The sequence below is a fragment of the Aromatoleum toluolicum genome (assembly GCF_012911005.2).
Lineage (GTDB): Bacteria > Pseudomonadota > Gammaproteobacteria > Burkholderiales > Rhodocyclaceae > Aromatoleum > Aromatoleum toluolicum.
Map to the genome: position 1 here is coordinate 25,893 of NZ_WTVS01000002.1, position 25,949 is coordinate 51,841.

The window sequence follows — 25,949 nt, forward strand, 5'->3', positions numbered from 1 at the left end:
TGCGCGGTCGGGACAGTAGCTCCCCGATTGCGACGTCAGTTGAAACCGGGCGCGAAATCCGCCTGCGCGGCCTCGCCCTCGCCGACCGGCGGGCGCGCGCGCACCGCGGCCAGTATCCCCGCAAGGAGCTCCGCCGGGGGCGGCGGACAGCCCGGCACGGTGACGTCGACCGGGATCACGTTCGCCACGCCGCCGCAGCTCGCATAGCTCTCGCCGAAGATGCCGCCGTTGCGGCCGCAGTCCCCGACCGCGACGACCAGCTTCGGCGCCGGCGTCGCGTCGTAAGTGCGCCGCAGCGCGACCTCCATGTGGCGCGACACCGGTCCGGTGACGAGCAGCATGTCGGCATGGCGCGGGCTGGCGACGAAGCGGATGCCGAGGCCCTCGATGTTGTAGTAGGGGTTGTTCAGCGCATTGATCTCGAGCTCGCAGCCGTTGCACGACCCGGCATCGACGTGCCGGATTGCCAGCGCGCGGCCGAGGATGGCGAGGAGCTCGTCATGGATCAGGTGCGCGGGGCGGCGCGCGCCCACCAGCGGTTCGGGCGGCGGCTCGGTCACACGGCCGCGGCGCGCGACGTATTTCAGGATGTGCCACATTACAGATCCTGCCCCGAATAGCTGAGATTGAAGGACTTGTTGATCAGCGGGAAGTCCGGAACGATGTTGCCGATGATCGCGTGCTCGAGCACCGGCCAGTTCTGCCACGACGGATCGTGGCAGTGGCAGCGCGCGATGCGCCCCTGCGCGTTGGTTTCCAGTGCGACGAACACTTCGCCCCGCCAGCCCTCGACCCAGCCGGCGCCGACGCCGTCCCGCGTCGCGAGGGCCGGCTCGTGGAACGCGCCGCCCGGCAGCCCGGCGACCAGCGCGTCGATCATCCGCAGCGACGCGAAGCACTCCTCGAAGCGCATCGCCACGCGCGCCGCGACGTCGCCGTTGCGATGCGTGCAGGCCGTGACCGCGAGGCCGTCGTAGGGCGGCCACGGGAAGTCCGCGCGCAGGTCGGCCGACTGCCCGCTCGCCCGTCCGGCAAGCCCGGTCAGCCCCAGGCGCTGGGCGAGTTCCGGCGTGACCCGGCCGGTCGTTACGAGACGGTCCTGCAGCCCGGCGTGCTCGTCGTAGATGTCCTTCAGCTCGGCGACTTCGCGCGCGATGTCTTCGACCTGGCGGCGCAGTTTCGTGCAGGCGTCCGCGTCGAGATCGCGCGCGACCCCGCCGGGACGGACGCCGTCCATCATCAGGCGGTGGCCGAAGCATTCGCGGTTCAGGCGCAGCCAGTCCTCGCGCAGGCGCGAGAACTGCGCGAGGGCGAAGCCGAACGCGGCGTCGTTGCCGAGCGCGCCGAGGTCGCCGAGGTGATTCGCGACACGCTCGCGCTCGAGCATCAGCGCGCGCAGCCACACCGCGCGCTCGGGGGCCTTCGCCCCGACCAGCGATTCCGCCGCCATCGCGTAGGCCCACGCGTACGCGACGGTGCTGTCGCCCGACACCCGCCCGGCGAGGCGCGCGCCCTCGTCGGTGTCCATTCCCATGAAGCGGCGCTCGATGCCCTTGTGCTTGTAGCCGAGCCGCTCCTCGAGCCGCAGCACCTTCTCGCCGACCACCGAGAAGCGGAAATGCCCCGGTTCGATCGTGCCGGCATGCACCGGCCCGACCGGGATCTCGTGCACGCCGTCGCCTTCGACGGTAACGAAGGGGTAGGCATCGGCCTGCGCCTCGAAGCGTTCCTGGCCGGTGTTGTCGAGGCGCAGCGGGAAATAGTCCGCCGGCCACGCGCCGTGACGCAGCCACGGACGGCCGTCGCCCGCATCCTCGGCCTCGATCCCGACCAGATCGCGCGCGGCGCGCTGCATGCGGATCGCGGCGGGGAAGAAGCGCGAGATGTCCGGGTAGGCCGGCTTGCCCGCATCCAGGCCCAGCTTTGCCCACAGCAGTCCGTCCGCGCTCGCGTACGCCGCCGACACCGAGAAGCCGTCACCCGCGGCGCGCTCGTCGCTGCCCCACAGGCTCACGAGCCGCCCCTTCGCCTCCGCCACGGCCAGCGCCAGCGCGCTCCACTGCGCGCCATGCACCCGTGCGGCGAAGATCGGCACGGGGGCGTCGAGCCGTTCGAAGCGGCAATCCAGTCCGAAAACGTCCATCGTCAGCCTCCGATCATCAGGGCCGCCTGCCGGTACCAGCCGTCGAGGTAGGGCGGGATGTAAAGCCCGAGCATCAGGGCGAGCCCGAGATGGACGAACACCGGCAGCAGCGCCGGCGGGTGGGCGAGCGGGCGCAGCGAGGTCTCGCCGAACACCATCGGCTGCACGCGGCCGAAGATCGCCGCGAACGCGACGCCCAGCGCGACCAGCAGGAAGGGCGTGGCCCACGGCGCTTCGCGCATCGCGGTCGTCAGGATCAGGAACTCGCTCGCAAACACGCCGAAGGGCGGCATGCCGAGGATCGCCAGCGAGCCGAGCATCAGGCCCCAGCCGACCGTCGGACTCACTTTCAGCAGACCGCGGATGTCCTCCATCGCCTGCGAACCGGCCTTCTGCGCGGCGTGGCCGACGGCGAAGAAGATCGCCGACTTCACCAGCGCATGCACGGTCATGTGCAGCAGCCCGGCGAAGTTCGCGATCGGGCCGCCCAGGCCGAAGGCGAAGGTCATCAGGCCCATGTGCTCGATCGACGAATACGCGAACATGCGCTTGACGTCGCGCTGGCGCGACAGGAAGAAGGCCGCGACGACGACCGTGACGAGGCCGAAGCCGATCATCATGCGCCCCGGCAGACCGTTCGCGAGCGCCCCGTCGGCGAGCACCTTGCAACGCAGCACCGCGTACAGCGCGACGTTCAGCAGCAGGCCCGACAGCACCGCCGAGATCGGCGTCGGGCCTTCCGCGTGCGCGTCCGGCAGCCAGTTATGCACCGGCACCAGGCCCACCTTCGTGCCGTAGCCGAGGAGCAGGAAGACGAAGGCGAGCGACAGGATCTCGGGGTCGAGCAGATGCTTGGACTGGGCCAGGTGCGTCCACAGCAGCGCCTCGTCGCCGCCGCCGATCGCGCGCTCGGCGGCGAGGTAGAGCAGGATCGTGCCGAACAGCGCCTGCGCGATGCCCACGCCGCACAGGATGAAGTACTTCCACGCCGCCTCCAGGCTCGCCGGCGTGCGATACACCGACACCAGCAGCACGGTCGTGAGCGTCGCCGCCTCCATCGCCACCCACAGGATGCCGAGGTTGTTGGTCGTCAGCGCGACCAGCATCATGCCGTTGAACAGCTGGTACATGCTGTGGAACAGCCGCATGCGACCGGGGGTCATCTTGCCGTGGTCGCGCTCGATGCGCATGTAGGGGCGCGAGAACAGCGAAGTCGTGAAGCCGACGAAGGCGGTCAGCGTGACGAGGAAGACGTTGAGCGGATCGACGAAGAACCACTCGCCCCACGCCGTGAGCGGCCCGTCGCGCACGACGATCGCCGTGAGCCAGACGGACGCGGCGAGGGTGAGCAGGCTCATCGCGGCGTTGAGGTCTCCCGCCCGCTCGCGGTCGCCCCACAGCGCGAGCAGCACGCCGCCGAGCAGCGGAAACGCGAGGACGAAGAGGAGCGGATCCATCAGTCTTCCTTCAGCTTTTCGAGGTGGCGGATGTCCAGGCTGTCGAACTGCTCGCGGATCTGGAACATGAACACGCCGAGGATCAGGATGCCGACCAGCACGTCGAACGCGATGCCCAGCTCGACGATCATCGGCATACCGCTGGTCGCCGCGGTGGCCGCGAAAAACAGGCCGTTCTCCATCGACAGGAAGCCGATCACCTGCGGCACCGCCTTCGCGCGCACGATCATCATCAGGAAGGACAGCAGCACGCACGCGAGCGCGATGCCGAGCGTGCCGCGCGCGATCGAGGTCGACAGCCCCGCGATCGGCGCCGCCAGATTGAACGCGAAGATCACCAGCACGATGCCGATCAGCATCGTCGTCGGGATGTTGAACAGGGTCTCGACGTCCCAGCGCACGTTGAGGCGCAGGATCACGCGGTGCAGCAGGATGGGGATCAGCACCACCTTGAGCACGAAGGTCAGCGCCGCGGAGAAGTACAGGTGGTGCTGGCCGGTGAGATAGCCGACGATCAACGTCGCCGCGGCCAGCGCCGCCCCCTGCAGCGTGAACAGGTGGATCAGCGTCAGGATGCGGCGCTGCGCGATCATCGCGAACGCGAGCACGAGCAGCACGACCGCGAAGAGGTTGATCGACTGGGAAAGCAAACTCGTCATCTCAGGCCCCCAGCAGCACATGCACCAGCAACGCGATCACCGCGAGCAGGAAGGCCGTCGCGAGGAACTCCGGCACGCGGAACAGGCGCATCTTCGCGTTGATCGTCTCGATCAGCGCGAGCAGCACGCCGCCGACCGCGAGCTTCACCACCAGCATCGGGATCGCGAACAGGATCGCAATCGGCGTCCCCGCCTCGGCCACGCCCCACGGCACGAACAGTGCGAGGCCGATGCACGAATACGCGAACAGCTTCAGCGACGCGGCCCATTCGACCAGTGCCAGATGGCGCCCCGAGTATTCGAGGATCAGCGCCTCGTGGATCATCGTCAGCTCAAGGTGGGTGGCCGGGTTGTCCACCGGCACGCGCGCGTTCTCCGCCAGCGACACCATCGTGAACGCGACGCCCGCCACCGCCAGGCTCGGATAGATCGCGAACGGCTGGTGCGCGAGCGTTTCGACGATCATCGCGAGCGAAGTCGACTGCGTGATCAGCGAGGCCGAGAACAGCACCATCAGCAGCGCCGGCTCGGCGAGGAAGCCGATCAGCATCTCGCGCCGCGCGCCGAGCGTGCCGAACGAGGTGCCGATGTCCATCGCCGCGAGCGAGATGAATACGCGCGCGAGCGCGAACAGGCCGACCAGCGCGATCGCGTCGGCCGCGGGCGCCAGCGGCAGGTCGGTCGACAGCGTCGGCGCGATGCCGCACGCGAGCGCCATGCAGCCGAACATGATGTAGGGCGCGACGCGGAAGATCGGCGTTGCGTGCTCGGCGACGACCGATTCCTTGTTGAACAGCTTGTGCAGCACGCGATAGGGCTGCAGCAGGCCCGGCGCGCGCCGCCCCTGCAGCCACGCCCGCCACTGGTTCACCCACCCCGTCAGCAAGGGCGCCAGCGCCAGCGCGAGGGCAATGGCGAGGAGTTGCGCGAACAGGCCGACGATGCTCATGATTTCACCACCAGCAGCAGGACCATCAGGGTCACGAAGCTGTACAGCAGGTAGATCGCGATGCGCCCCTGCTGCAGCCGCCCGACGCCGCGCGCGATGAGGGACGTGAGGCGCGCGACCGGCAGGTACAGCCAGTGCCAGAAATGGTCCTCGATCGTGACGCGGTAGTGCGGTTTCGCGTCGAACGGCGACGGCAGCTCGCGGCGCATGCGGAAGAAGGGCTCGAAGATCTGGCGGATCGGCTGGCCGAAGCCCTCGGCCGTATCCTGCATGCGCGCGGTCTGCGCCGGAAAGCCGCAGTCCCACGCCGGGGCGCGGCGCAGGCGCCCGTGATAGAGCTTGCGCACGAGCACCGCCGTGAGCAGCACCGCGAGGCTCACGACGCCGAGGAACACCAGCGGACCGTAACTCGCGCGGTCGATGGAGCTCGGCGACAACAGCAGCCAGCCGTTCGCGCGCACCGTGTCGGCAATGCCGCCGCCGACCAGCAGCCGCGTGACCCGGTCGATCAGGCCGATGACCTGCACCGGGAAGAGCCCCAGCAGCACGCAGCCCGCGCCGAGCCACACGAGACCAGCACGTTCGAGCGGGGACGCCGGGTGCGCGTCGGCGAGCTTCGGCTCGCGCGGCTGGCCGAGGAAGATCACGCCGAAGAACTTCACCATCGTGTAGCCGGCCAGCGCAGCCACCAGCGCAATACCCGCCGCGAGCACCGGCACCAGCATGTTGAGGAAGGAGTCCGGCAGCCCCGTCGTGAACAGGAAGCTCTGCAGCAGCAGCCATTCCGACACGAAGCCGGAGAACGGCGGCAGGCCCGAACTCGCCAGCACGCCGACGAGCGACAGCCACGCCACCCACGGCATGCGCCGCATCAGGCCGCCGAGCTTGCCGAGGCTGCGCTCGCCGGTCGCGTGCAGCACCGAGCCGGTCGCGAGGAACAGCAGGCTCTTGAAGAAGGCATGGCCGAGGACGTGGTACAGCGCCGCTGTCAGCGCCAGCGCGGACAGCGCCTTCATCCCGTAGGCGTTGAACAGCACGCCGAGGCCGATGCCGACGAAGAGCAGGCCGATGTTCTCGATCGACGAATACGCGAGCAGGCGCTTCATGTCCGTCTGCACCGCGCTGAACACCACGCCGTACAGCGCGGTCGCGAGGCCCACCGCCATGAGCAGCACGCCCCACCACCACTGCTGCGCGCCGAGCAGGTCGAAGCTCACGCGCAGCAGGCCGTAGATCGCCGTTTTCAGCATCACGGCGCTCATCAGCGCGGACACCGGCGACGGCGCCGCCGGATGGGCCTCCGGCAGCCACACATGCAGCGGCAGGATGCCGGCCTTCGCGCCGAAGCCCACGGTCGCAAGCAGGAAGGCCGCTGAGGCCCACAGCGGCGACAGCGACTGCGCGCGCATGTTGGCGAAGGTGTAGTCGCCGGTGTTGGCCTGCAGCACGCCGAAGCACAGCAGGATCCCAAGCGCGCCGATATGGGCGATGAGCAGGTACAGGAAACCCGCCTCGCGGATCGCCGGCACGCGATGGTTCGCGGTGACGAGGAAGAACGAGGACAGCGCCATCGTCTCCCACATCACCATGAAGGCGTAGGCGTCGTCGGCCAGCACGACCAGCGCCATGCTGGCGAGGAAGAGATGGTACTCGAGGCACATCAGCCCGGGCGGCGTGCCCTCGCCGTGACGGAAATAGCCCGCGGCGAAGATCGAGATGCCGAAGGCGATCGCGCCGATCACGAGCAGGAAGAAGGCCGACAGCCCGTCGAGCCGCAGGTGGAAAGGCAGGTCCGGCAGGCCCAGCGCGAGCACCGCGGTTTCCGGGGTGCCGAGCAGCCCGGCGACGGCGAACCCCGCAAGCGCCACCGCCAGCACGGCCCCGGCCGGAAACAGCACGCGGGCGACGAACGCGGTGTTGCGCAGTGCGCCGATCCCGGCGACCCCCAGCGCGAGCCAGCCCGCGATGACGATCAGGATCCAGTCGAGAACCAGCACGCGCCCTCCCCCGAGGAGTGTGTCATTGCATTCGTATTTGTTGCACACTACATTAATACCAATACTGCTTTCAATGTTAATTTAATGTTAATTGCCGCAGTCGCCAACGCGTGATGAAAGAGAATCGAACCGCCCGCCTGACCTTGCTGATCGACCCGGAGAAGAAGAAGCTCTTCGAGGAAATCTGCGCCAGCAAGGACCTGACGCCGTCGCAGGTCGTGCGCCGTCTGATCCGTCAGTACGTGCAGGAGAATGCCGGCAACCGGACGCTGCCGGAGTGGCTGAAGGACAACGACTGAGGGGTGTCGGCCGGCACCGACGCTCGGGACGCCGGACGCACCCCAGTGATCCGTATCCGTGCCCGTGGATGGGGACGCCGCAGGGCGGATGAGCCGCGCAGCGGCGTTATCCGCCGAATGCGAGGCGTGCGAGCATGGCGGAAGGCGCTGCGCTTTTCCGCCCTACGATCCGTTCATGCAACTGGTCTGATCAGGGCACCCGCCGACGCATGTCGCCCGCCGCCGCCGGGTCGGCCACGCGCGCCGTCACCAGGCCCGGCAACTCCCCCCGGTCGAACACCGGCTGTGGCGCAGCGTATGCGCGCGGCAAGCCCCAGCGCACCACTTCCATGCGCCCGTCGAGGTGCTCGACGATCGCGGTGCAGCTGTCCACCCAGTCGCCGCAGTTCAGGTAACGCACGCCCTCGACCTCGCTGTCCGCCGCCCAGTGGATGTGGCCACAGATCACGCCGTCCAGCCCCTTGCGCCGCGTCGCGTGGGCGATCGACGCCTCGAAGTCGAAGATGAAATTCACCGCGCGCTTCACCTTCTGCTTCGCGTAGCCCGCCAGCGACCAGTAGCCGGGGCGGCGCAACAGTCGGCGCACGCGCGACAGCCACAGGTTGATGCGCACCAGCGTGTTGTACGCAACGTCGCCCAGCAGCGCGACCCAGCGGTGATGACGCGTGACCTGGTCGTACTCGTCGCCATGCACGACCCAGTAGCGGCGGCCGTCGGCGGCCTCATGCACCCACTCGGATTCGACGCGGATGTCGCCGAACGCGATCCCGGCGTACTCGCGCAGCGCCTCGTCGTGGTTGCCCGGAACGAGGAACACCTTGCACCCCTGGCGCGCGCGCCGCAGCACCTTCTGCACCACGGTGTTCTGCATCACGTCCCACTGGATGCCGCGGTTCATGGCCCAGAAGTCGATGATATCGCCGACCATGTAGAGGTAGTCCGACGGATGCTCGCGCAGGAAATCGAGCAGCGGCCCCGCCTGGCACGCGCGGGTGCCGAGATGGACGTCGGAGATGAAGACGGAACGTACCTGCGGCATCGCTAGCGCACCGTGGCCTTGGCGGGAATGAAGGCGGGAAGCGCGGCCTGCGCCTCGTCCACCACGTGCTGCAGCAAGGTCGCGAAGCGGTCGTGGATGCGCTCCCAGTCGAGCGATTCGCTGCGCCGGCGGGCCGCTTCGGCGATGCGCGCGCGCAGATCCCGATCGGACGCGGCGACCACCGACTCGGCCACAAAGGCCGCCGCCGCACCGGGCCGCACGAGCAGTCCGTCGCCGCCGCACGAGATCACCTCGGCGGCCGCGGCGCAGTCGTAGGCCACGACGCACAGTCCGCTCGCCATCGCCTCCAGCGTGACGTTGCCCCAGGTTTCCGACAGGCTGGGGAACAGGAACAGGTCGCCCGACGCGTAGTGCGCGGCCAGATCCTCGCCGCGGCGCGCGCCGGCGAACACCACATCGGGGTTGTCCGCCTGCAGGGACTTGCGCAGCGGCCCGTCGCCCACGATCACCAGCCGCGCGTTCGGCGTCCGGCGGCGGATCGCGGCGAAGGCCTCCAGCACCAGCGGCAGGTTCTTCTCCGGCGCGACGCGCCCCACCCACACCACCGCCAGCGCGTCCGCAGCGACACCCCACGCTGCGCGCAGGGCTGCGCTACGGCGCGCCGGGTCGAACAGTTGCGTATCCACGCCGCGCGCGACCACCTCCACGGAGCGGTAGCCGCACGCGCGCAGGTCCTGCGCCATCGCGCGCGTCGGCACGAAGGTCACGGCCGTGCGGTTGTGCATGCGCTTGAGCCACGCGGCGACCGGCCGCTCCAGCCAGCCGACGCCGTAGTGCGCGCTGTAGCTGTCGAAGTTGGTGTGGAAGTCCGACGTCACCGGAATGCCGAGGCGGAGCGACGCCGACACCGCCGACCAACCCAGCGGCCCCTCGGTCGCCACATGCACGAGGTCCGGCCGCTGGCGCGACCACAGGCGAAAAAGCCGCGTGCGGGCGGGCAGCCCGAAGCGCAGCCCGTCGTACTTCGGGATCTTCATCCCGCGCGCGAGCACCTCCTCGAAACCCGGGCCGGACGCCGCCCGGTCCGACAGGGCCTGGCGTGGGCGCACGAGCTGCACGCGGTGCCCGCGCGCGATCAGGCCATCGACCATCCGCCCCAGCGTCATCGCCACGCCGTTGATCTCCGGCGCCCACGTCTCGGTGACCAGCGCGATGCGCAAGCTGGGCCGCAGACAACGTTCTTCGGTCACGAAATCTACGTCTTTCATGAACCCGAACGCTAACGGCCGGAAACGAAAAACTCGTGACCGATGGATTAAGCTTCGGTTACATGCCCCCTTTTACTACCGGACACACGATCCACATGAAACGTACCGCGCTCCTCGGCCTCGCCACCCTCGCCCTCCTGCTGGGGGCCTGCAGCAAGCTCACCGTCGAGAACTACGACAAGCTCAAGATGGGCATGACCTATAACGAGGTGAAGCAGTTGCTCGGCGCGCCGGACAAATGCAGCGACCTGCTCGCGGTGAAAAGCTGCACCAGGGGCGACGACGCCCGCTACGTGCAGGTGAATTTCGTCGCCGACCAGGTCGTGCTGTTCAACTCCGCGAACCTGCGCTGAGATCGGTTCCGCCTGGCCGACCGCGAGCGGCACCCGGGCGGGGGACGCAATCAGTTACATTTGCACAAATTCATCTTTCTAAAATAGTATTAATTCTCTTGATGCCTCTCCACCCTTCCGGATAAATCGCTCCCCCACCACTGTCGGAGGGAGATAGAACACCATACCGGCTTCGGAGGACTCCCCTTGATGGACCTGCTGATCTGGCCGGACTGGCCACTGGCGCTTGGCGCCCTTTTCCCCGTTGCAATCGCCCTCGTGCTCACTGCCCTCGTCGGCGAAGCCGGCGGGCGCTTCGGCCTGCCGCGCGTGAGCGGCTACGCCCTTGCCGGCCTCGTGCTGGGGCCGCTCGTGCTGGGCTGGTTCGACGCCAACGACCTCGCCGGCCACCGCCTGGTCATCGACTTCACGATCGCGCTGGTGCTGTTCGAGCTCGGCATCCGCCTCGACCTGCGCTGGCTGGCGGCGAACCGCTGGGTCGTCGCGACCAGCGCGGGCGAAATCGCCCTCACCTTCGCCCTCACCTTCGGCACGCTGTGGGCCGTCGGCACCGGCACCGGTATCGCGCTCGCCGTGGCCGCGATCGCGGTCGGCACCTCGCCGGTGATCCTCATGCACGTCACCAACGAGCTGCGCGCCGCCGGCCAGACCACCGACCGCCTGCTCGCGCTGTGCGCGCTCAACGCCGCGGTGTCGGTGATCCTGCTGAAGCTCCTTGTCGGCGCCCTGCACGGTGTGCACTCGGGCTGGCAACTCGCGCTGCTCCACCCCCTGTACCTGCTGATCGGCTCTGTGCTCGCCGGCGCCATCATCGCCGCCGCCTATCTCGGCCTGCGCAAGCTCGTCGACCCGGCCACCGAACAAGGCCTCGCCGCGATGATCGCGCTGCTGCTCGCCGCCATCGCGCTCCTGTCCGCGCTGCGCCTGCCCACCGTACTCGCACCGCTGTTCGCCGGCGCCCTCATCAAGTGGCGCGACCCGCGGCCCCACCTGTGGCCGCAGCAGTTCGGCAGCCTGGGCGGCGTGCTGGTCATCGTCACCTTCATGCTCGCGGGTGCGGCCGTCACCGCGGGCGAACTCTTCGCCGGCGCCGGCGTCGGAATCCTCGCGATCGTCGCCCGCGCTGCGGGTAAGCTCGGCGGGGCGGTGGCGTTCGGCCCGCCCAGCGGTCTCGACCTGCGCAAGAGCGTCGCCCTCGGCCTGGCACTGCTGCCGCTGTCCGCATTGGCGCTGTTGCAGGCCGTGGACGTGCGCCTGCTGTATCCGGAATTCGGCGACCGCCTGATGCCGATCGTGATCGCAATGACGGTGGTGCTCGGGCTGCTCGGCCCGATCGCCACCCGGCGGGCACTGATCCACGTCCGCGAAACCCGTCGCGGAGAAACGTCATGAGCCTGGAAAACTTTGCCTCCTCGCGCGCCCTGTCCCTCGGCGTCGAACTCGAACTGCAGCTCGTCAGCACGCACGACTACGACCTCGTCTCCTCCGCGGAGGACCTGCTGCGCGAAATGGCGCGCAAGGACGTGCCGGGCGAGGTCAAGCCCGAGATGACCTGCTCGATGATCGAGGTGTCGACCGGTATCTGCAGCGACTACGCCCGCGTCGCCGAAGAGCTCGAAGCGCTGCGCGCCGCACTCACCGACGCGGCCCGCAAGCTCAACATCGGCATCTGCGGCGGCGGCACGCATGCCTTCCAGGACTGGGGCGAGCGCCGCATCTTCGACAAGCCGCGCTTCCACTACCTCTCGGATCTGTACGGCTACCTCGCCAAGCAGTTCACCGTGTTCGGGCAGCACGTGCACATCGGCTGCCCGGGCCCCGACGCCGCGCTCTACCTGCTGCACGGCATGTCGCGCTACATCCCGCACCTGATCGCGCTGTCGGCGTCCTCGCCCTACGTGCAGGGCAAGGACACCGGCTTCCAGTCCGCCCGCCTCAACTCAGTGTTCGCCTTCCCGCTGTCGGGACGCGCGCCCTTCGTCGAGACCTGGCAGGACTTCGAGGCCTATTTCAACAAGATGAGCGACACCGGCGTCGTCCAGAGCATGAAGGACTTCTACTGGGACATCCGTCCCAAGCCGGAATACGGCACGATCGAAGTCCGCGTGATGGACACGCCGCTCACCGTCGGCCGCGCCGCCGCGATCGCCGCCTACATCCAGGCGATCGCCCGCTACCTGATGATCGAGCGCCCCATCCGGCTCTCCGAGGACGATTATCTCGTCTACACCTTCAACCGCTTCCAGGCCTGCCGCTTCGGCTTTTCAGGCAACTACGTGCATCCGGAAACACACGAACACCGCTCGGTCGCCGAGGAAATCGAGGACAGCTTCGCGCGCATCGAACAGCACGCCATCGAGCTCGGCTGCGACGGCCCGCTCGGCGAACTGCTGCGCCAGGTACGCGAAGGGCGCAACGACGCGGCCTGGCTGCGCGAGCGCCACACCGGCGGCGAATCGCTGCCCGAAGTCGTGATGGATCAGTGTGGGCGCTGGATGGGGGGAGACGCGATGTGAGCAGGACACCGCTGCGCATCGGCCTCTCGGCCCGCCTGCTGCACACGCCGCCGGCGGAACTCGGCTTTCCGGGCAAGACCCTGCAGTACCTGGAACAGTCGATGGCCCACTGGATCATGTCGCACGGCGGGCTCGTCCTCATGGTGCCCACGATCGGCCAGCACCTCGGGCTGCGGCGCGCGCAGATCTCGGTGCACGACTACGTCAGCGTGCTCGACGGGCTCGTGCTGCAGGGCGGCGCGGACGTCAGCCCCACCACCTACCGCCAGGAACCGCTGCGCCCCGAATGGACCGGCGACCGCGTCCGCGATCTCTACGAGATCGAGCTGCTGTGGGAATTCGTCATCCAGGGCAAACCCGTGCTGGGCGTGTGCCGCGGCGCGCAGCTCATCAACGTCGCGTGCGGCGGCACGCTGTGGCAGGACATCTCCGAATACGTGCCCGGCGCCGCCGCGCACCGCGATGTCGACCTCTACGACAAGCACCACCACGAGATCGACCTCGTCCCCGGCAGCCGCCTCACCACGCTGTACGGCGGCATCTCCAGCGGGCTGGTGAACAGCATCCACCACCAGGCCGTGCGCGATCTCGGCTCCGATCTGCGCATCGAGGCCTACTCGCGCGGCGACAACGTCGTCGAGGCGATCCGCTGGCAAGGCAACGGCTATCTCTTCGGCTGCCAGTGGCACCCGGAATTCCACGGCGGCGCGGGCGGCCTGCTCGACGGCAGCCCTATCCTGCAGGACTTCCTCGACGCCGCCGACCGCGCCCGCGGCTAGCCGCCGGCTCCCGCATCCGCGCATGCCGGCCGCGCATTGCGCCCGCGCATCGCGACCGCGCTGATTCCCAGCAGCGCCACGCCGATGCACACCATGCCCCACGACTCCATCGCGGTCGGCCGCTCGCCGAGCTCCACCCAGCCGCTCAGCACCCCCACCGCCGGAATGACCAGCGACGACAATCCCGCCAGCCCGGCCGGCAGGCGGTCGAGGATGAACAGCCACATCAGCCACGCCAGGCCGGTCGCGAACAGCGCGTTGTACACCAGCGCACCGACGAAATAAGGCGTGATGCGCGGCGGCTCGGACGGCAGCAGCCACGCGATCACGCACAGCACCAGCGAACCGAGCAGCATCTGCCATGCCGTCAGCGACAACAGGTCGATCTGCACATTGCCGCGCAGGCGCTTCGCCCACACCGCACTCGCCGCCCACACCAAGCCCGCCAGCACCGCCAGCAGCGTGCTCTGCAGGTCGCCGCGCAAGGTCCACGGCTCCACGATCAGCACCAGGCCGGCGAACGCCAGCCCCACCGCAACCCACTGCAAACCGCGCATCCGCTCGCCGAGGAAGGTGCGCGCCAGCATCAGCAGCCAGAACGGCATCGTATACACCAGCACCGCCGTCTTGCCCGCACCGCCGCTCACCAGCGCCCATTGGATCAGGCCCGTAAACGCCGCCGTCTGCAGCAAACCCAGCCACAAGGTCCCGCCCAGCGCCACGGGCCGCAGCGGGCGCCTGCGCAAGGCGAGCACGATGAACAGGGAGAGCGCGCCGAAGAAGGTGCGCAGCGCGGAGAAGTCGAAGGGATCGACGTCGCGCAGCACCTTCTTCATCACCACCCAGTTGTAGCCCCAGATCAGGGAGAGGAGAAGAAGCACCCCCGCCGCGACCAGCAGCCTGCGATCACGAATCATCAGCGAATCCCGGAGTCGGGGCACCGTATGCACGGAACCCGAAATTTTGTCTGCAATTTGCTTATTTATTGTACACGACCAACGACCGGTGCAGCCCGCCCCATTTTGTTGCGGGATGCGCACCACGACAAACCGGCCACCCGACAGCATGCCCCAGTTTCGTGCGCATTTTCGTGTCGACGCACCACATCAGGGCTGCCGGCGCGTCAATTTCGTGCGCATCGTCAGCAAACCCTTGTTTTGCCGCAATAACGCGCACGGCACACGATTTGCTTCAGGGGGCCATCCTCGCCATCCGGAGCACACAAATGGAGCAGTTCAAGACATCCGCCGATGTCCTCTTCGTTCTTCTGGGCGCCATCATGGTGCTTGCGATGCACGCCGGCTTCGCCTTCCTCGAACTGGGCACCGTGCGCAAGAAGAACCAGGTCAACGCCCTCGTGAAGATCCTCAGCGACTTCGCGATGTCGACGCTGGCCTACTTCCTGATCGGCTACTCGCTGGCCTACGGCAACGGCTTCTTCGTCAACGCCGAGCAGCTCGCCGCCAACTCCGGCTACGAGCTGGTGAAGTTCTTCTTCCTGCTGACCTTCGCGGCCGCGATTCCCGCGATCATCTCCGGCGGCATCGCCGAGCGCGCCCGCTTCGTGCCGCAACTCATCGCCACCTTCCTGATCGTCGGCATCCTCTACCCCTTCTTCGAAGGCATCGTGTGGAACGGCAACTTCGGCTTGCAGGACTGGCTCGAAGGCGCGTTCGGCGCGAAGTTCCACGACTTCGCCGGTAGCGTCGTCGTGCACGCCTTCGGCGGCTGGGTCGCGCTCCCCGCCGTGCTGCTGCTCGGCGCCCGCCGCGGCCGCTACCACAAGAACGGCCAGATCTCGGCGCACCCGCCCTCCAGCATTCCTTTCCTCGCGCTGGGGGCGTGGATCCTCGCCGTCGGCTGGTTCGGCTTCAACGTCATGAGCGCCCAGCGCCTCGACGCCATCAACGGCCTCGTCGCGCTGAACTCCCTCATGGCCATGATCGGCGGCACCCTCGCCGCCCTCGCTGCCGGCAAGAACGACCCCGGCTTCGTGCATAACGGCCCCCTCGCCGGCCTCGTCGCCGTGTGCGCGGGCTCCGACCTCATGCACCCGCTCGGGGCGCTCGCCGTCGGCACCATCGCCGGCGTGCTCTTCGTGCAGCTCTTCACCATCGCCCAGAACCGCTGGAAGATCGACGACGTTCTCGGCGTGTGGCCCCTGCACGGCCTGTGCGGCGCCTGGGGCGGCATCGCCGCCGGCATCTTCGGCACCAAGGCCCTCGGCGGCATCGGCGGCGTCAGCTTCGCCGCCCAGCTCGTCGGCACCCTCGGCGGCATCGCCATCGCGCTCGCCGGCGGCGTCGTGGTGTATGGCCTGATCCGCGCAACCTTGGGCCTGCGCCTCGACCCGGAAGAGGAATTCGCCGGTGCCGACCTCTCGATCCACAAGATCTCGGCGACCGCGGAGAACGAGACCTCGTGGTGAGGTGGAAAGAGAAAATCAGCTTGCCCGGAGCGGATTGAAACCTGCCGGGCCGGCCTGATGAAGATGGCGCGACTAGGTCGCGCCATTTTTCATGACGCCACGATGACTACCTGCGGCTGCGCTCGCACTTCACCTCTTCCTTGAACTCGTCGCGCTTGACATCCTGCTTGACGAGGCATGGCCCGTCACGGAACTCCGACTTCCACTCGCCACTCCAGTCTGCGCCAATTCCGTCTTTGCATTTGATTTCACGCTTGAACTCGCCGCGTTTTGACTCGGATTTCACTTGGCAGGGACCATCCCGGTACTCCTCTTTCCATTCACCTTGCCACCAGCGTCTGTCTGCGGGAGAGCGCAAGTCATCGGCATGAACTGCAGCTGGCATGACAAGCAGCGCAGCCAGCAAGACGCGAATCAGAGCAGTTATCGAAGGCATGACGGAACTCGCAAATGTCGATAGTCCGGGTGATGGTATCTCCGGCCCGGTTTTGTCTGACAGCCCGAAGTGCGAGGGGTTGTAACGCCGACTTCACGGCGAGCAGTCGTACGGGAGCGTCGAGAGGAGACAAACCCGAGCGTCAATATTTCTTGTGACTGTCTATGCGGAGTCCTGCCGTTCAACTACGGTGGAAGCAGCGGCGACAACAGCCGCGGATCCATCCCCCGACGAAAGGAGAGATCATGCCTACCGGTACCGTCCGCCTGCACCGCGTGCTGCGCGCAAAACCCGAGAAGATCTACCGTGCCTTCCTCGATGCGGAGGCCCTCGCCCGCTGGCTGCCGCCCAACGGCTTCACCTGCAAGGTCGACCACCTGGATGCCACCGTGGGCGGCACCTTCAGGATGACGTTCAGGAATTTCAGCACGGGCAACGCGCAGTCGTTCGGCGGCAAGTATCTCGAACTCGTGCCGCACGAGCGCATCCGCTACACGGACCAGTTCGATGACGCCAACCTGCCCGGCGTGATGACGACGACGGTCACGCTGCGCGCGGTGGTGTGCGGGTGCGAATTGAACGTCGTGCAGGACGACATCCCGGAAGCCGTTCCGGTGGAGTTCTGCTACCTCGGCTGGCAGGAGTCGCTCGAGCACCTGGCGCGCCTCGTCGAGCCCGAAATTCCGGATTGAAGCCCCTGCGCGCGCGCCCACTTCGGGACGGGCGCGCGCGACGCGCTACCGGACACCTGATTGTTGCAATTTCAGCAATCTAATATTTGAAATTGTTGTCTTTTTGGCTGAGATGGACGCACGTAAAGTTCATCCAACGCCGCAAGCCCTTCAGCGGCCGAAAGAAGCCTCAACTTCAGCCAAATCGATCAGGAGTCCTCAAATGCACAACTTCGCCAAACTCTTCGCCGCCATCGCCCTCTCGACCGCCGCAGCCGCTCCCGCACTGGCCGCGCCGGAAACCTACACGGTCGACGGCACGCATACCTTCCCGCGCTTCTCGTACAGCCACTTCGGCATGTCGACGCAGTTGAGCCGCTTCAACTCGACGACCGGCACCGTGGTGCTCGACAAGGCGGCGAAAACCGGCGCGGTTGACGTCGTGATCGACATGAAGTCGGTCGACACCGGTTACGCGACCTTCAACGGCCACATCCAGGGCGAGGACTTCCTCGACACCGCGAAGTACCCGACCGCGACCTTCAAGTCGACGAAGGTGACTTTCCAGGGTGACAAGCCGGTGAGCATCGACGGCAACCTGACGATCAAGGGCGTGACCAAGCCGGTGACGCTGAAGGTGACGAACTACATCAACATGCCGCACCCGATGCTGAAGACGGACGCGATCGGCGCCGATGCCAGCGTCGTGATCAAGCGCTCCGAGTTCAACGCAGGCAAGTTCGCCCCCCACGTCGGCGACGACGTGACGGTCACGATCTCGCTCGAAGCGGTCAAGGGCTGAGCGAAACCTTCGCCGGATGCGGGCGCCCTTCGCGGTGCCCGCTGCCCGCAGGCGGGGGACGACCGCCTTGCTGCAACAGGGGAAATCGATGAATGACGCATTCCGGTACCTCCCCGAGTTGCACGGCGCGATCATCGGCGCCGAAGCGTCCGGGCTGCGCATCTCGAACGAGTTGCTCGCCGCCTGGGATGTCCAGGCGCACGCCCGCGGCCTCGGCGCGAATTGGCGGATGTCCGACGAAGCGCTCGAGGCATCCCGCCGCGCCACGCTCTCAGCCATCGCCGAGTCGCAGGATCTGTGGATCTTCGCCTACGGATCGCTGATGTGGGATCCGGGCTTTCACTTTGCCGAGGTGCGTCGCGCCTCGCTGCCCGGCTATGAGCGCCGCTTCACGCACAAGACCACGATCGGACGCGGCTCTCCCGAACACCCCGGGCTGGTCCTGTCGCTGGAACCGCGGACGGGCCGCTGCGACGGCCTGGCCTTCAGGATCGAACGCTCGCTGCTCGAGCGGGAATCCCTCATCTTCTGGCGCCGGGAAATGATCCTGGGCGGCTATCAACCCCGCATCCTGCCGGTATCGACGCCCCAGGGCGCGCTCGACGCCCTGGTGCTGGTGTCGGACCCCGCGGACGAAACCGGGGCACCGGAGATGCCGCTCGATGAAGTGGCGAACGTGATCATGCACGCCTGTGGCAATCGCGGCACCAATCTCGATTACCTCCGCCAGGTCGTGGCGCAGCTCGACCGCCTGTGCGTGACGGACGACTATGTCAGGCGCCTTGCGTGCCTGGTCGGCATCGACCCGCGTACCGGATGCGTGACGACGCTGGCTAGCTGAAGAGGCGCGCGGGAACCAGCCGCCGCATCTGCGCACCGACGACGGTGCGGAACCGCGGGCTGTGCAGGCAGATACCGCCCGCGAACCCGACCAGGCAGCCGAGCAGGGTGTCGAGGAAGCGCGCCTGGATCAGTTCGGTGGCCGAGCCGTGACCCAGCGTCGCGGCCTCCGCGAGTAGGATGGTCAGCGGCGTGATGAAGATCGCGGCGAAGCCGTAGTGGCGCACCACGGCGGTTTCGACGACGAAGGCCAGCCCGATCATCACCAGCGAGATGGACCACTTGTCCAGCGGCAGGCTCAGCAGCCCCCACGACACGAGCATGCCGATGGCGGTGCCGAGCAGGCGATGCAGCTGCTTGTCCCACACGGCGCGCAGGTTCATGCCCTGCATCACCGCGAGGCAGCTCACGGGCACCCAGTAGGCCCGTTCGAGTTGCAGCAGCTGCGCGAGCGCGAGCGACACGCCGACGCTCAGGCCGATCACGACCGAGTCGAACACCACGAAATCGAAGCTCGGCGCGGGCAGCGGCTCGACCGGACTGGGATCGCGCCGGCGCAGGATGTACACGCTGTAGAAGAACGCGATCAGGCTCGCCAGCAGGCAGCCCATCGCGAACAGCCCGACCTTGAGCGGCACCTCCAGGAGGTCGCCGGGCGAATACGCGCCGATCGACGCCGCCATGATGAAGAACAGGCTCCCCGGCGGCCCGACGCGGTAGAAGCGGCACACCATCGTGACGAGGATCGCGGTGAAGGTCAGCACCATCATCATGACCGGCGGCACGAGGTGGCTCATCACCCCCAGCGCGTAGCTGGCCGTCATCGCGAACGCGCTCGCCATCAGTGCGACCATGCGGTGATGCAGCGGCGTTTCCGGCAGATACAGGAAGACCAGCCCGCCCAGCGACGAGATCAGGCCATAGTCCATGCGGTCGAACCAGGCGCCCACCAGCAGCGGCAAACCCGTGGCGAGCGCGGCGGCGAACGGCATCTGCCAGGGGCGGTCGCTCGGCTTGATCGTCATGAGCTGGCGCAGTTCGTCACGGAGCAGCGCCGCGAGCCTGCTCCACCTACCGGGGACTGTCATGAGTCGGATCTTTCGAGTTAGGACGCAAGGGTGCAAGGGTGCAAGGGTGCAAGGGTGCAAGGGTGCAAGGGTAGCGCACTTCCGCTGCGGGGCCGCGCAACGCCGCCATCGGCCGGGCAGGCGACGTGTCGCGGGCTCGATCGGTACGGCATAGGTGCGTGCCGCGAACCGATCGGAAAGAATTCCATCTAAATGTTTCCACCAACCCCAGGAAGGAGGAATTCATGCACAACACGAAGAAGACGGTGAGGATTCTGGCGGGAGCCCTGGTCATGTTGGGCGCGTCGCTGCCTGCCACGGCGGTCGACATGTCCTTCTTCATCACCAGCGCGGGCCCCGGCAACGGCGCGAATCTCGGTGGACTCGAAGGCGCCGACCGACATTGCGAGACGCTCGCCGCGACGGCTGGTGCCGGCAAGCGCACCTGGCGCGCCTATCTCAGCACGCAGGCGGCTGCGCTCAATGACACCAATGTCGTGCACGCGCGCGACCGCATCGGCACCGGCCCCTGGTTCAATGCCAAAGGCGTGCTGATCGCGCGCAATGTCGACGAACTGCACTCGCCGCACTCCAACCTGACCAAGGCCACCCTGCTGGACGAGAAGGGGCAGATGGTGAACGGCCGCACCGAGAAGCCGAACCGGCATGACATCCTCACCGGCTCGCGCCCTGACGGGACGGCCTTCCCGCCCAGCCCGCCGTTCCATGACATGACGTGCGGAAACTGGACGAAGGGCGGCGACGAGGGCATGGCGATGACCGGCCACCACGACCGCGCCGGCCCGACCGGCGATGCGTGGGCGACATCGTGGAACTCGGCCCACCCGACGCGCGGCGGTTGCAGCCAGAAGGCGCTGCAAAGCACGGGCGGCGACGGGCTGTTCTACTGCTTCGCGGAGAAGTGAGCGCCGCGGCAGGCTGACGGCCTGCGCCTACGGGCACAGGCAACCGGGGATGATCTGCTCTTCGTAAGTGCAGCATCCCCGGTCGGTCGTCCCGTCTGCCGACAGGCAGAAACGCCCGCCAAAGCCGATTCTTGCCCGCAGCCGGGCATTGTCGGCGTTGCCACCGCAGCCCACGGCCGACAGCCTGCCCGCCGCGATGTCCGCCGGCGAGCCGTCGCCGTTCACGCACGCGCGGTTGGCAATGACGGCGCTCACGGCACATTGTTCCCACGACGGCCGCTCCGACGCTGCCGCCACCAACGCACACCCGCGAAGTTCCTCGCGCCGCATCACGTCGACGTCGTCGCGCTCGGCGCGGGTCGCCTGCGAGCACCATTCCCGGTGCACGGCGGGATTGCCCTGCCAGTGCGCCCCCGAGAAGCCGCAATTGCGCGCGGCCATCTCGTTGTATCGGGCAACGGCCTCCTCGGCATAACGGTCGCACGCCCCGCCGAGCGTGCGCGCGCGCGTTTCGTACGCGCGATTGTCGGCACCGGCCTGCTCCCGCTCCGCCGGCTCGACGCACACATGGTCGGTTGGCGAGGCTTCGCGCCACACGTACCCGGGCAGGCAGGCGCGGCTGCCACGCGTGTTCGCGGCGTTGGCGTTCTCCTCGCGCACGCGCTGCCGCGCGGCAGGATCGACGCACACGAAATCCGTCGGCGACGCCTCGCGCCACACGAAACCCGCGAGGCAGGTGTCCAGGCCGTCGGGGCCGCCGGTGCGGTTGCGGCGCCTGTCGACCAGTTCGTTCTCACGGCGCGCCCTTTCGCGCCCGGACGGCGTGACGCAGGTGGTGTCGCCGGCATAGGCCTCGCGCGTGACGAAGCCCGGACTGCAGGCCCCCGGATTCAGGCTCCCCGGCGCCCACCGCGAGGTCGCGAGGTCGTTGTCGCGCCTTACCCTGTCGCGCACGTCTGGCGTCACGCACACGTAGTCGCCGGGGAAGGCATCGCGCCATACGTAGCCGGCATCGCATTGCCAATCGGCCGCAGCCGCCGTCGGGACGGCAACCGGGCACAGTGCCAGGCACGCCGCGATGCGCACCGCCAAGCGCAGGCTCGCCAAGGAATCCCCTCCTCGTAGTCGCACAGATGTCGCGGCGGGGCGTACGCGTCACGCCGCCGTCGGATCCATATCGAAGAATAGACGACTGGCATGAAATGTAATCCGCCCAGCCGGATAAATCCCGGCACCGCGCCACGAAGCGTGCGTGTGTCGCCGGCGATGAACCCGCACGGCGCCAGCGCCGCGCGCCTATCGCCCGGCGCGGACCTCGGCGATGGCCGCAACGCCGTTTTCCTGCAGCAAACTGAGCGCCAGCGCGAACATGACCAGCGCCATCAGGGCATCGAGCACGCGCCACGCCAGCGCACGGTCGAAGAGCGGCGCCAGCACGCGCGCACCGTAGGCCAGCGCGAAGAACCACAGCAGGCTGGCGGCGGCCGAGCCGGCACCGAAAACCCAGCGCCCGTGCTCGCCGTGCTGGTTCGCGAGGCCGCCGAGGAGAACCACCGTGTCGAGATACACGTGGGGATTCAGGAAGGTGAAGCCGAGGCAGGTGACCACGGCGGTCGCGAGCGGAACGGGCGCCCCCGCCTCGACGTGCAGGCGCTCGCCGTGCCAGGCGCGCCGGGCGGCGAGCGCGCCATAGATGAACAGGAAGATCGCACCGCCATAGCGCACAAGGCTCAGGACGACCGGGCTGGACTGGATCAGGGCGCCCAGGCCAGCAATCCCGGCGCCGATCAGCAGCGCATCGGACAGCGCGCAGATCAGCGTGACCGGCAGCAGGTGCTCGCGCCGGATGCCCTGCTGCAGCACGAAGGAATTCTGCGCGCCGATCGCGACGATGAGGGCCATGCAGGCGAGGAATCCGGCCAGAAATTGGGTTTCCATGAAACGGGCTCGACGAAGGTTGTCGAGGCCACTCTAGCGGGCGAGAATCGATCAGAAAAACTAAACTTACTAAGTTATCGTTAATTTTTTTGAATCATGAAGATCGACAACGCCCAGCTCGCGGCCTTCGCCATGGTGGTACGCGAAGGCTCGTTCGAAGCGGCCGCGCGCAAGCTGCACGTCACGCCCTCGGCGGTGAGCCAGCGCATCAAGCTGCTGGAGGAGCGTCTCGGGCAGGTGCTGATCCGGCGCGCCAACCCGTGCCAAGCGACGGATGCCGGAAAAACGCTAGTGCGCTACACGGAAGAACTGGCGCTGCTCGAGTCGGAAATGCTCGGCATGCTGGGCGGCACGGACACCACAATGCAGGCGGCCCTGCGGATGCCCATCGCGGTCAACGCCGACTCGCTCGAAAGCTGGTTTTTCGCGGTCTTCGACGCGATGCCTGCCGAGCCGCCGATCAGCTTCGACCTGCGCGTCGAGGACCAGGACCACTCCGCCGCGCTGCTGCGCGACGGCACCGTGATGGCGGCCGTGAGCGCGAGCCCGGCGCCGATCCAGGGCTGCACGGTCGAGCCCCTCGGCGTGATGCGCTACCTCGCGGTGAGCTCGCCGGCATACGTTGTCCGCCATTTCCCGGCCGGTGTCGATGCTGCCACCCTCGGCAGCGCGCCGATGCTGCGTTTCAACCTGAAGGACGCGCTGCAGCAGCAGTTCATCGAACTCTTCACGGCGGAGACGCTGCAGCCGCCGACCCACATGGTGCAGTCGGTACATGGCTTCGTCGCGCTGGCGAAGCGCGGGCTGGGCTGGGGCATGGTGCCCGAGCATTTTGCGCAGTCGGCCATCGCGGCGGGCGAACTCGCCGAGATCGCGCCCGGCCACTACCTCGACGTGCCGCTCCATTGGCACCGCTGGCGCCTCGGCTCGCAGGCCCTGAATGCGTTGAGCGCCGCGGTGCGGGTGGTCGCCCGGAATGCCTTGCGCCAGCATGCGCGCGAGATCACGGAATGCGTGCTGTCACCCGACGGAGGCCGGCCGTCACCGTCGTCGTAACCAATCCGGCACGGGCGGCGTCAGGTCATCCTTAGCGTTGGAAATAACCGACTCCGACCAGTTTTCCATCCACGGTGCGGAAGTAGCTGTGCTTCTTTTCGATCTTGCCCGTGGTCGGGTTTCGCCAACTGTAGTCGAGTTCGCCCTCGCCCTTCTTCGCTGCGAGCCTGACCATCTCGGTGCCGACAGGCTTGCCGTTCGGGTCGCGCACCTCGAAGCCGTTGCTGCCAACCAGCGCAGGGGTGGCGCCGTGCGCAAGAAAGCGGCCATCCGCCGTGTCGATGACGAAGACGTACAGGTCGTCATGGACGAATGGTCCGTCGAGACGCTGGAACTGAGCCAGCGCGCCCTTCACATCCGCCGTCATCGCCTTGACCGCATCCTTGAGCATGGCCCTGGCCTGCACCGGCGTGGCACGAGGCGGGTAGAAACCGACGGCGACGACGATCTCGCCGACCTTGCGGAACATTGTCACCTTCGGCTCGCCGCGGCTGTCGGCGGGATTGAACCAGCGGTACTCGACCTGTCCGCTCCCCTTCGCTTTCGCCAGTTCGATCATCTCGCGGAAGAACGCCTTGCCTTCGATGTCCGTGTAGTCGAGCACGTTGTCGCCAATCAGCGCAGCCGACGATCCACCGCTTGCAAGGAAGCGGCCATCCATGCGCACGGCGTAGGCGTAAAGGTCGCGATCGACAAATGCCGCCTGGCGACTGAAGTCGGCGGCACCTTTTTCGCCCGTTTGCTCGATGTGCCTGACCGCGCGTTCCAGCAGCGCGGTGGCACGCTTGCCGAGTTCGCTGTCGAACAGGCGGATCGATTCGGCGTCGGCCGCGCATGCGGCTGACGGCAGAACGCCCGTACCCAGGGCAAGGCCCAGCGTGAGAACGAGTACGCGGACGGGAGCAGACATCGTCGAACCTCTTGAGAATTCTGTTTCGGTTGTTGTGTGCGCCCGGCAACGCAGGAGTGCGCGATGCACTCCTGCGTTGCCGGGCGGGAGGGACTCGCTCAGTAGCCGAGCATCTGCGGCAGCCACAGCGAGAGTTGCGGCACGAAGGCAATCAGGAAGATCGCAGCCGTCGAGGCGAGTACGAAGGGATGGATGCGCCCGACGATTTCTTCCACTGTCGAGCCGCCGATACCGGATGCGACGAACAGGTTCTCGCCCAGCGGCGGGGTCTGGAAGCCGACCGACAGCGTGCAGATCACGACGATGCCGACGTGGGTGGGGTCTGCGCCCATCATGTACATCACCGGCAGCAGCACCGGCACCAGGATCATGATCGCGGCGAGCGTTTCCATGAACATGCCGACGAAGAGCAGGAACACGATGATCAGCGTCCAGATCATGTAGACGTTGTCGGTGACACTCAACAGCGACTCCGCGATCGTCGCCGGGATGCGCTGTTCGACCAGCAGACGCCCGAACACCACTGCCGCGAACAGGATCAGCAACACCCGCCCGGTGATCCACGTCGTAGTCTTCAGCGAGTTCAGGATCGCGGCGAACTTGAGCTCGCGATGCAGCACGAGACCGACGAAGAGCGTGTAGAAGATCGCGACGATGGCCGACTCGGTCGGCGTGAACAGGCCGGTATAGATGCCGCCAAGAATGATCACCGGTGCAAGCACCGACCATATCCCCCTGCGCAGCGCCTGGCCGATGTCACCGTACGACCATTTCTCGGTCAAGCCGCGATAGCCGCGCTTGTTCGAGATCAGGTAGTTCGTGACCAGGAGTGCGGCGGCCATGATGATGCCCGGGATGACGCCGGCAATGAACAGCTTGGGAATCGACAGCGACGCGAACTCGCCGTACTTCTCGACGGCATCGGACGGTGGCGCCATGCCGAGCGCCGAGATGCCGAAGATCACCATCGGGATCGACGGCGGGATGATGATGCCCAGACCGCCCGAAGCGGCCGTGACCGCCGAGGCGTAGCTGCGTTCGTACTTGCGGTTGACCATCGCGGGGATCATCAGCATGCCGACCGCGGCGGTGGTCGCCGGCCCGGAGCCCGAGATCGCGCCGAAGAACAGGCAGGCGAGCACCGTCGCCGCACCGAGGCCGCCGGTGATCGGCCCGGCCAGGGTTTCGGCGATGTCCACCAGCCGCTTCGATATGCCGGCGGCCTCCATCAGCGCACCGGCGAGCACGAAGGCCGGCAGCGCCATCAGCGGGAAACTGCCCACCGACGTGAAGGCGATCTGCACGAAGGCGATGGGATTCTTCCCCAGCACCAGGAAGGCGACCATCGCCGCGCCGGCCAGCGACACCGTGATCGGCGCACCCAGCAGCAACAACGCAAAGAAGCCGCCGAACAGGATTTCTACCACATATGCTTCCATCGTTTTTCTCCGCGGA

26 protein-coding genes are annotated in these 25,949 nt (G+C 67.4%); 11 read left to right on the forward strand and 15 right to left on the reverse strand.

All coding sequences use genetic code 11. From position 1 onward, the window contains the following. Window positions 1-35: 35 nt before the first annotated feature. From GPA27_RS01265 to hyfB, 6 genes are read right to left on the reverse strand one after another with little or no spacing between them, the layout of a single operon-like run. The gene (locus GPA27_RS01265; RefSeq protein WP_169136997.1) at window positions 36-599 is read right to left on the reverse strand and encodes an NADH-quinone oxidoreductase subunit B family protein; all 564 of its coding nucleotides are present in this window, start codon (window positions 597-599) and stop codon (window positions 36-38) included. Continuing rightward, complete coding sequence (locus GPA27_RS01270; RefSeq protein ID WP_169136999.1) at window positions 599-2,143, reverse strand: hydrogenase large subunit; 1,545 nt, start codon at window positions 2,141-2,143, stop codon at window positions 599-601. The genes GPA27_RS01265 and GPA27_RS01270 overlap by 1 nt, the downstream gene beginning before the upstream one ends. Before the next feature lie 2 nt (window positions 2,144-2,145). Next, window positions 2,146-3,600, reverse strand: coding sequence for a hydrogenase 4 subunit F (locus tag GPA27_RS01275; protein ID WP_169137001.1), 1,455 nt, complete (start codon window positions 3,598-3,600; stop codon window positions 2,146-2,148). Next, window positions 3,600-4,259, reverse strand: coding sequence for a formate hydrogenlyase (locus GPA27_RS01280; protein ID WP_169137003.1), 660 nt, complete (start codon window positions 4,257-4,259; stop codon window positions 3,600-3,602). The genes GPA27_RS01275 and GPA27_RS01280 overlap by 1 nt, the downstream gene beginning before the upstream one ends. A gap of 1 nt (window position 4,260) precedes the next feature. Further along, window positions 4,261-5,208, reverse strand: a complete 948-nt coding sequence (locus GPA27_RS01285) for a respiratory chain complex I subunit 1 family protein (protein WP_169137005.1) — start codon at window positions 5,206-5,208, stop codon at window positions 4,261-4,263. After that, the gene (gene hyfB, locus GPA27_RS01290) at window positions 5,205-7,205 is read right to left on the reverse strand and encodes a hydrogenase 4 subunit B (RefSeq protein WP_169137007.1); all 2,001 of its coding nucleotides are present in this window, start codon (window positions 7,203-7,205) and stop codon (window positions 5,205-5,207) included. The genes GPA27_RS01285 and hyfB overlap by 4 nt, the downstream gene beginning before the upstream one ends. Before the next feature lie 113 nt (window positions 7,206-7,318). On the opposite strand from hyfB, the gene GPA27_RS01295 reads away from it, so the two are divergent. Further along, window positions 7,319-7,504, forward strand: a complete 186-nt coding sequence (locus GPA27_RS01295) for a ribbon-helix-helix protein (RefSeq protein ID WP_076604437.1) — start codon at window positions 7,319-7,321, stop codon at window positions 7,502-7,504. 190 nt (window positions 7,505-7,694) lie between these two features. Here GPA27_RS01295 and GPA27_RS01300 read toward each other — a convergent pair whose 3' ends face one another. Together GPA27_RS01300 and GPA27_RS01305 are read right to left on the reverse strand one after the other, a co-directional pair. Further along, window positions 7,695-8,543, reverse strand: coding sequence for a UDP-2,3-diacylglucosamine diphosphatase (locus tag GPA27_RS01300; protein WP_169137009.1), 849 nt, complete (start codon window positions 8,541-8,543; stop codon window positions 7,695-7,697). 2 nt (window positions 8,544-8,545) lie between these two features. Next, entirely contained in the window at window positions 8,546-9,772 is a 1,227-nt protein-coding gene (locus GPA27_RS01305) for a glycosyltransferase family 4 protein (protein WP_169137011.1), read from the reverse strand. 95 nt (window positions 9,773-9,867) lie between these two features. Here GPA27_RS01305 and GPA27_RS01310 point away from each other — a divergent pair, with 95 nt between their 5' ends. From GPA27_RS01310 to GPA27_RS01325, 4 genes are all read left to right on the forward strand, one after another. Continuing rightward, on the forward strand, window positions 9,868-10,125 hold the full coding sequence (locus GPA27_RS01310) for a DUF3862 domain-containing protein (protein WP_169137013.1): 258 nt from the start codon (window positions 9,868-9,870) through the stop codon (window positions 10,123-10,125). A 189-nt stretch (window positions 10,126-10,314) separates the two neighbouring features. Beyond that, window positions 10,315-11,517, forward strand: a complete 1,203-nt coding sequence (locus GPA27_RS01315; RefSeq protein WP_169137015.1) for a cation:proton antiporter — start codon at window positions 10,315-10,317, stop codon at window positions 11,515-11,517. Then, complete coding sequence (locus tag GPA27_RS01320; protein WP_169137017.1) at window positions 11,514-12,641, forward strand: YbdK family carboxylate-amine ligase; 1,128 nt, start codon at window positions 11,514-11,516, stop codon at window positions 12,639-12,641. Before GPA27_RS01315 ends, GPA27_RS01320 begins: the two co-directional genes overlap by 4 nt. Then, window positions 12,638-13,420: a gamma-glutamyl-gamma-aminobutyrate hydrolase family protein gene (locus tag GPA27_RS01325; RefSeq protein ID WP_169137019.1), complete on the forward strand. Its 783-nt coding sequence runs from the start codon at window positions 12,638-12,640 to the stop codon at window positions 13,418-13,420. Before GPA27_RS01320 ends, GPA27_RS01325 begins: the two co-directional genes overlap by 4 nt. On the opposite strand, the gene GPA27_RS01330 is transcribed toward GPA27_RS01325, so the two are convergent. Next, on the reverse strand, window positions 13,417-14,337 hold the full coding sequence (locus GPA27_RS01330; protein ID WP_169137021.1) for a DMT family transporter: 921 nt from the start codon (window positions 14,335-14,337) through the stop codon (window positions 13,417-13,419). The genes GPA27_RS01325 and GPA27_RS01330 overlap by 4 nt on opposite strands. A 308-nt stretch (window positions 14,338-14,645) precedes the next feature. Between GPA27_RS01330 and GPA27_RS01335 the strand changes: the two genes are divergently transcribed. Continuing rightward, the gene (locus GPA27_RS01335; protein WP_169137023.1) at window positions 14,646-15,848 is read left to right on the forward strand and encodes an ammonium transporter; all 1,203 of its coding nucleotides are present in this window, start codon (window positions 14,646-14,648) and stop codon (window positions 15,846-15,848) included. A gap of 106 nt (window positions 15,849-15,954) precedes the next feature. Here the strand turns inward: GPA27_RS01335 and GPA27_RS01340 are convergent, their stop codons facing one another. Then, complete coding sequence (locus tag GPA27_RS01340; RefSeq protein ID WP_169137025.1) at window positions 15,955-16,284, reverse strand: hypothetical protein; 330 nt, start codon at window positions 16,282-16,284, stop codon at window positions 15,955-15,957. 245 nt (window positions 16,285-16,529) lie between these two features. On the opposite strand from GPA27_RS01340, the gene GPA27_RS01345 reads away from it, so the two are divergent. The 3 genes from GPA27_RS01345 (at window position 16,530) to GPA27_RS01355 (ending at window position 18,598) form a co-directional block, all read left to right on the forward strand. Next, entirely contained in the window at window positions 16,530-16,976 is a 447-nt protein-coding gene (locus tag GPA27_RS01345) for an SRPBCC family protein (protein ID WP_169137027.1), read from the forward strand. A gap of 202 nt (window positions 16,977-17,178) precedes the next feature. After that, on the forward strand, window positions 17,179-17,757 hold the full coding sequence (locus tag GPA27_RS01350; protein WP_169137029.1) for a YceI family protein: 579 nt from the start codon (window positions 17,179-17,181) through the stop codon (window positions 17,755-17,757). Window positions 17,758-17,845: 88 nt separating this feature from the next. Then, window positions 17,846-18,598: a gamma-glutamylcyclotransferase gene (locus GPA27_RS01355; protein ID WP_169137031.1), complete on the forward strand. Its 753-nt coding sequence runs from the start codon at window positions 17,846-17,848 to the stop codon at window positions 18,596-18,598. Here the strand turns inward: GPA27_RS01355 and GPA27_RS01360 are convergent. Then, complete coding sequence (locus GPA27_RS01360) at window positions 18,591-19,685, reverse strand: FUSC family protein (RefSeq protein ID WP_169137033.1); 1,095 nt, start codon at window positions 19,683-19,685, stop codon at window positions 18,591-18,593. The genes GPA27_RS01355 and GPA27_RS01360 overlap by 8 nt on opposite strands. A gap of 224 nt (window positions 19,686-19,909) precedes the next feature. Here GPA27_RS01360 and GPA27_RS01365 point away from each other — a divergent pair, with 224 nt between their 5' ends. Further along, complete coding sequence (locus GPA27_RS01365) at window positions 19,910-20,590, forward strand: hypothetical protein (RefSeq protein ID WP_169137035.1); 681 nt, start codon at window positions 19,910-19,912, stop codon at window positions 20,588-20,590. Window positions 20,591-20,617: 27 nt separating this feature from the next. On the opposite strand, the gene GPA27_RS01370 is transcribed toward GPA27_RS01365, so the two are convergent. Both GPA27_RS01370 and GPA27_RS01375 read right to left on the reverse strand, forming a co-directional pair. Further along, complete coding sequence (locus GPA27_RS01370; protein ID WP_169137037.1) at window positions 20,618-21,697, reverse strand: hypothetical protein; 1,080 nt, start codon at window positions 21,695-21,697, stop codon at window positions 20,618-20,620. Between the two features lie 189 nt (window positions 21,698-21,886). Beyond that, window positions 21,887-22,528, reverse strand: a complete 642-nt coding sequence (locus GPA27_RS01375) for a LysE/ArgO family amino acid transporter (RefSeq protein ID WP_169137039.1) — start codon at window positions 22,526-22,528, stop codon at window positions 21,887-21,889. A 96-nt stretch (window positions 22,529-22,624) separates the two neighbouring features. Between GPA27_RS01375 and GPA27_RS01380 the strand changes: the two genes are divergently transcribed. Further along, a complete protein-coding gene (locus GPA27_RS01380; RefSeq protein ID WP_169137041.1) occupies window positions 22,625-23,584 on the forward strand; it encodes a LysR family transcriptional regulator ArgP in 960 nt (319 codons plus the stop codon). 31 nt (window positions 23,585-23,615) lie between these two features. On the opposite strand, the gene GPA27_RS01385 is transcribed toward GPA27_RS01380, so the two are convergent. Continuing rightward, complete coding sequence (locus GPA27_RS01385; protein WP_169137043.1) at window positions 23,616-24,494, reverse strand: cache domain-containing protein; 879 nt, start codon at window positions 24,492-24,494, stop codon at window positions 23,616-23,618. Window positions 24,495-24,592: 98 nt separating this feature from the next. Continuing rightward, on the reverse strand, window positions 24,593-25,933 hold the full coding sequence (locus GPA27_RS01390) for a TRAP transporter large permease (protein ID WP_169137045.1): 1,341 nt from the start codon (window positions 25,931-25,933) through the stop codon (window positions 24,593-24,595). Window positions 25,934-25,949 lie beyond the last annotated feature (16 nt).

Coding starts and splice junctions, on each gene's coding strand:
- GPA27_RS01280 (WP_169137003.1), bottom strand. CDS start 4,259: ATGACGAGTTTGCTTTCCCAGTCGATCAACCTCTTCGCGGTCGTGCTG.
- GPA27_RS01330 (WP_169137021.1), bottom strand. CDS start 14,337: ATGATTCGTGATCGCAGGCTGCTGGTCGCGGCGGGGGTGCTTCTTCTC.
- GPA27_RS01355 (WP_169137031.1), top strand. CDS start 17,846: ATGAATGACGCATTCCGGTACCTCCCCGAGTTGCACGGCGCGATCATC.
- GPA27_RS01390 (WP_169137045.1), bottom strand. CDS start 25,933: ATGGAAGCATATGTGGTAGAAATCCTGTTCGGCGGCTTCTTTGCGTTG.
- GPA27_RS01350 (WP_169137029.1), top strand. CDS start 17,179: ATGCACAACTTCGCCAAACTCTTCGCCGCCATCGCCCTCTCGACCGCC.
- GPA27_RS01380 (WP_169137041.1), top strand. CDS start 22,625: ATGAAGATCGACAACGCCCAGCTCGCGGCCTTCGCCATGGTGGTACGC.
- GPA27_RS01385 (WP_169137043.1), bottom strand. CDS start 24,494: ATGTCTGCTCCCGTCCGCGTACTCGTTCTCACGCTGGGCCTTGCCCTG.
- GPA27_RS01315 (WP_169137015.1), top strand. CDS start 10,315: ATGGACCTGCTGATCTGGCCGGACTGGCCACTGGCGCTTGGCGCCCTT.
- GPA27_RS01340 (WP_169137025.1), bottom strand. CDS start 16,284: ATGCCTTCGATAACTGCTCTGATTCGCGTCTTGCTGGCTGCGCTGCTT.
- GPA27_RS01345 (WP_169137027.1), top strand. CDS start 16,530: ATGCCTACCGGTACCGTCCGCCTGCACCGCGTGCTGCGCGCAAAACCC.
- GPA27_RS01375 (WP_169137039.1), bottom strand. CDS start 22,528: ATGGAAACCCAATTTCTGGCCGGATTCCTCGCCTGCATGGCCCTCATC.
- GPA27_RS01270 (WP_169136999.1), bottom strand. CDS start 2,143: ATGGACGTTTTCGGACTGGATTGCCGCTTCGAACGGCTCGACGCCCCC.
- GPA27_RS01320 (WP_169137017.1), top strand. CDS start 11,514: ATGAGCCTGGAAAACTTTGCCTCCTCGCGCGCCCTGTCCCTCGGCGTC.
- GPA27_RS01335 (WP_169137023.1), top strand. CDS start 14,646: ATGGAGCAGTTCAAGACATCCGCCGATGTCCTCTTCGTTCTTCTGGGC.
- GPA27_RS01265 (WP_169136997.1), bottom strand. CDS start 599: ATGTGGCACATCCTGAAATACGTCGCGCGCCGCGGCCGTGTGACCGAG.
- GPA27_RS01275 (WP_169137001.1), bottom strand. CDS start 3,600: ATGGATCCGCTCCTCTTCGTCCTCGCGTTTCCGCTGCTCGGCGGCGTG.
- GPA27_RS01295 (WP_076604437.1), top strand. CDS start 7,319: ATGAAAGAGAATCGAACCGCCCGCCTGACCTTGCTGATCGACCCGGAG.
- GPA27_RS01305 (WP_169137011.1), bottom strand. CDS start 9,772: ATGAAAGACGTAGATTTCGTGACCGAAGAACGTTGTCTGCGGCCCAGC.
- GPA27_RS01365 (WP_169137035.1), top strand. CDS start 19,910: ATGCACAACACGAAGAAGACGGTGAGGATTCTGGCGGGAGCCCTGGTC.
- GPA27_RS01300 (WP_169137009.1), bottom strand. CDS start 8,543: ATGCCGCAGGTACGTTCCGTCTTCATCTCCGACGTCCATCTCGGCACC.
- GPA27_RS01360 (WP_169137033.1), bottom strand. CDS start 19,685: ATGACAGTCCCCGGTAGGTGGAGCAGGCTCGCGGCGCTGCTCCGTGAC.
- GPA27_RS01285 (WP_169137005.1), bottom strand. CDS start 5,208: ATGAGCATCGTCGGCCTGTTCGCGCAACTCCTCGCCATTGCCCTCGCG.
- GPA27_RS01310 (WP_169137013.1), top strand. CDS start 9,868: ATGAAACGTACCGCGCTCCTCGGCCTCGCCACCCTCGCCCTCCTGCTG.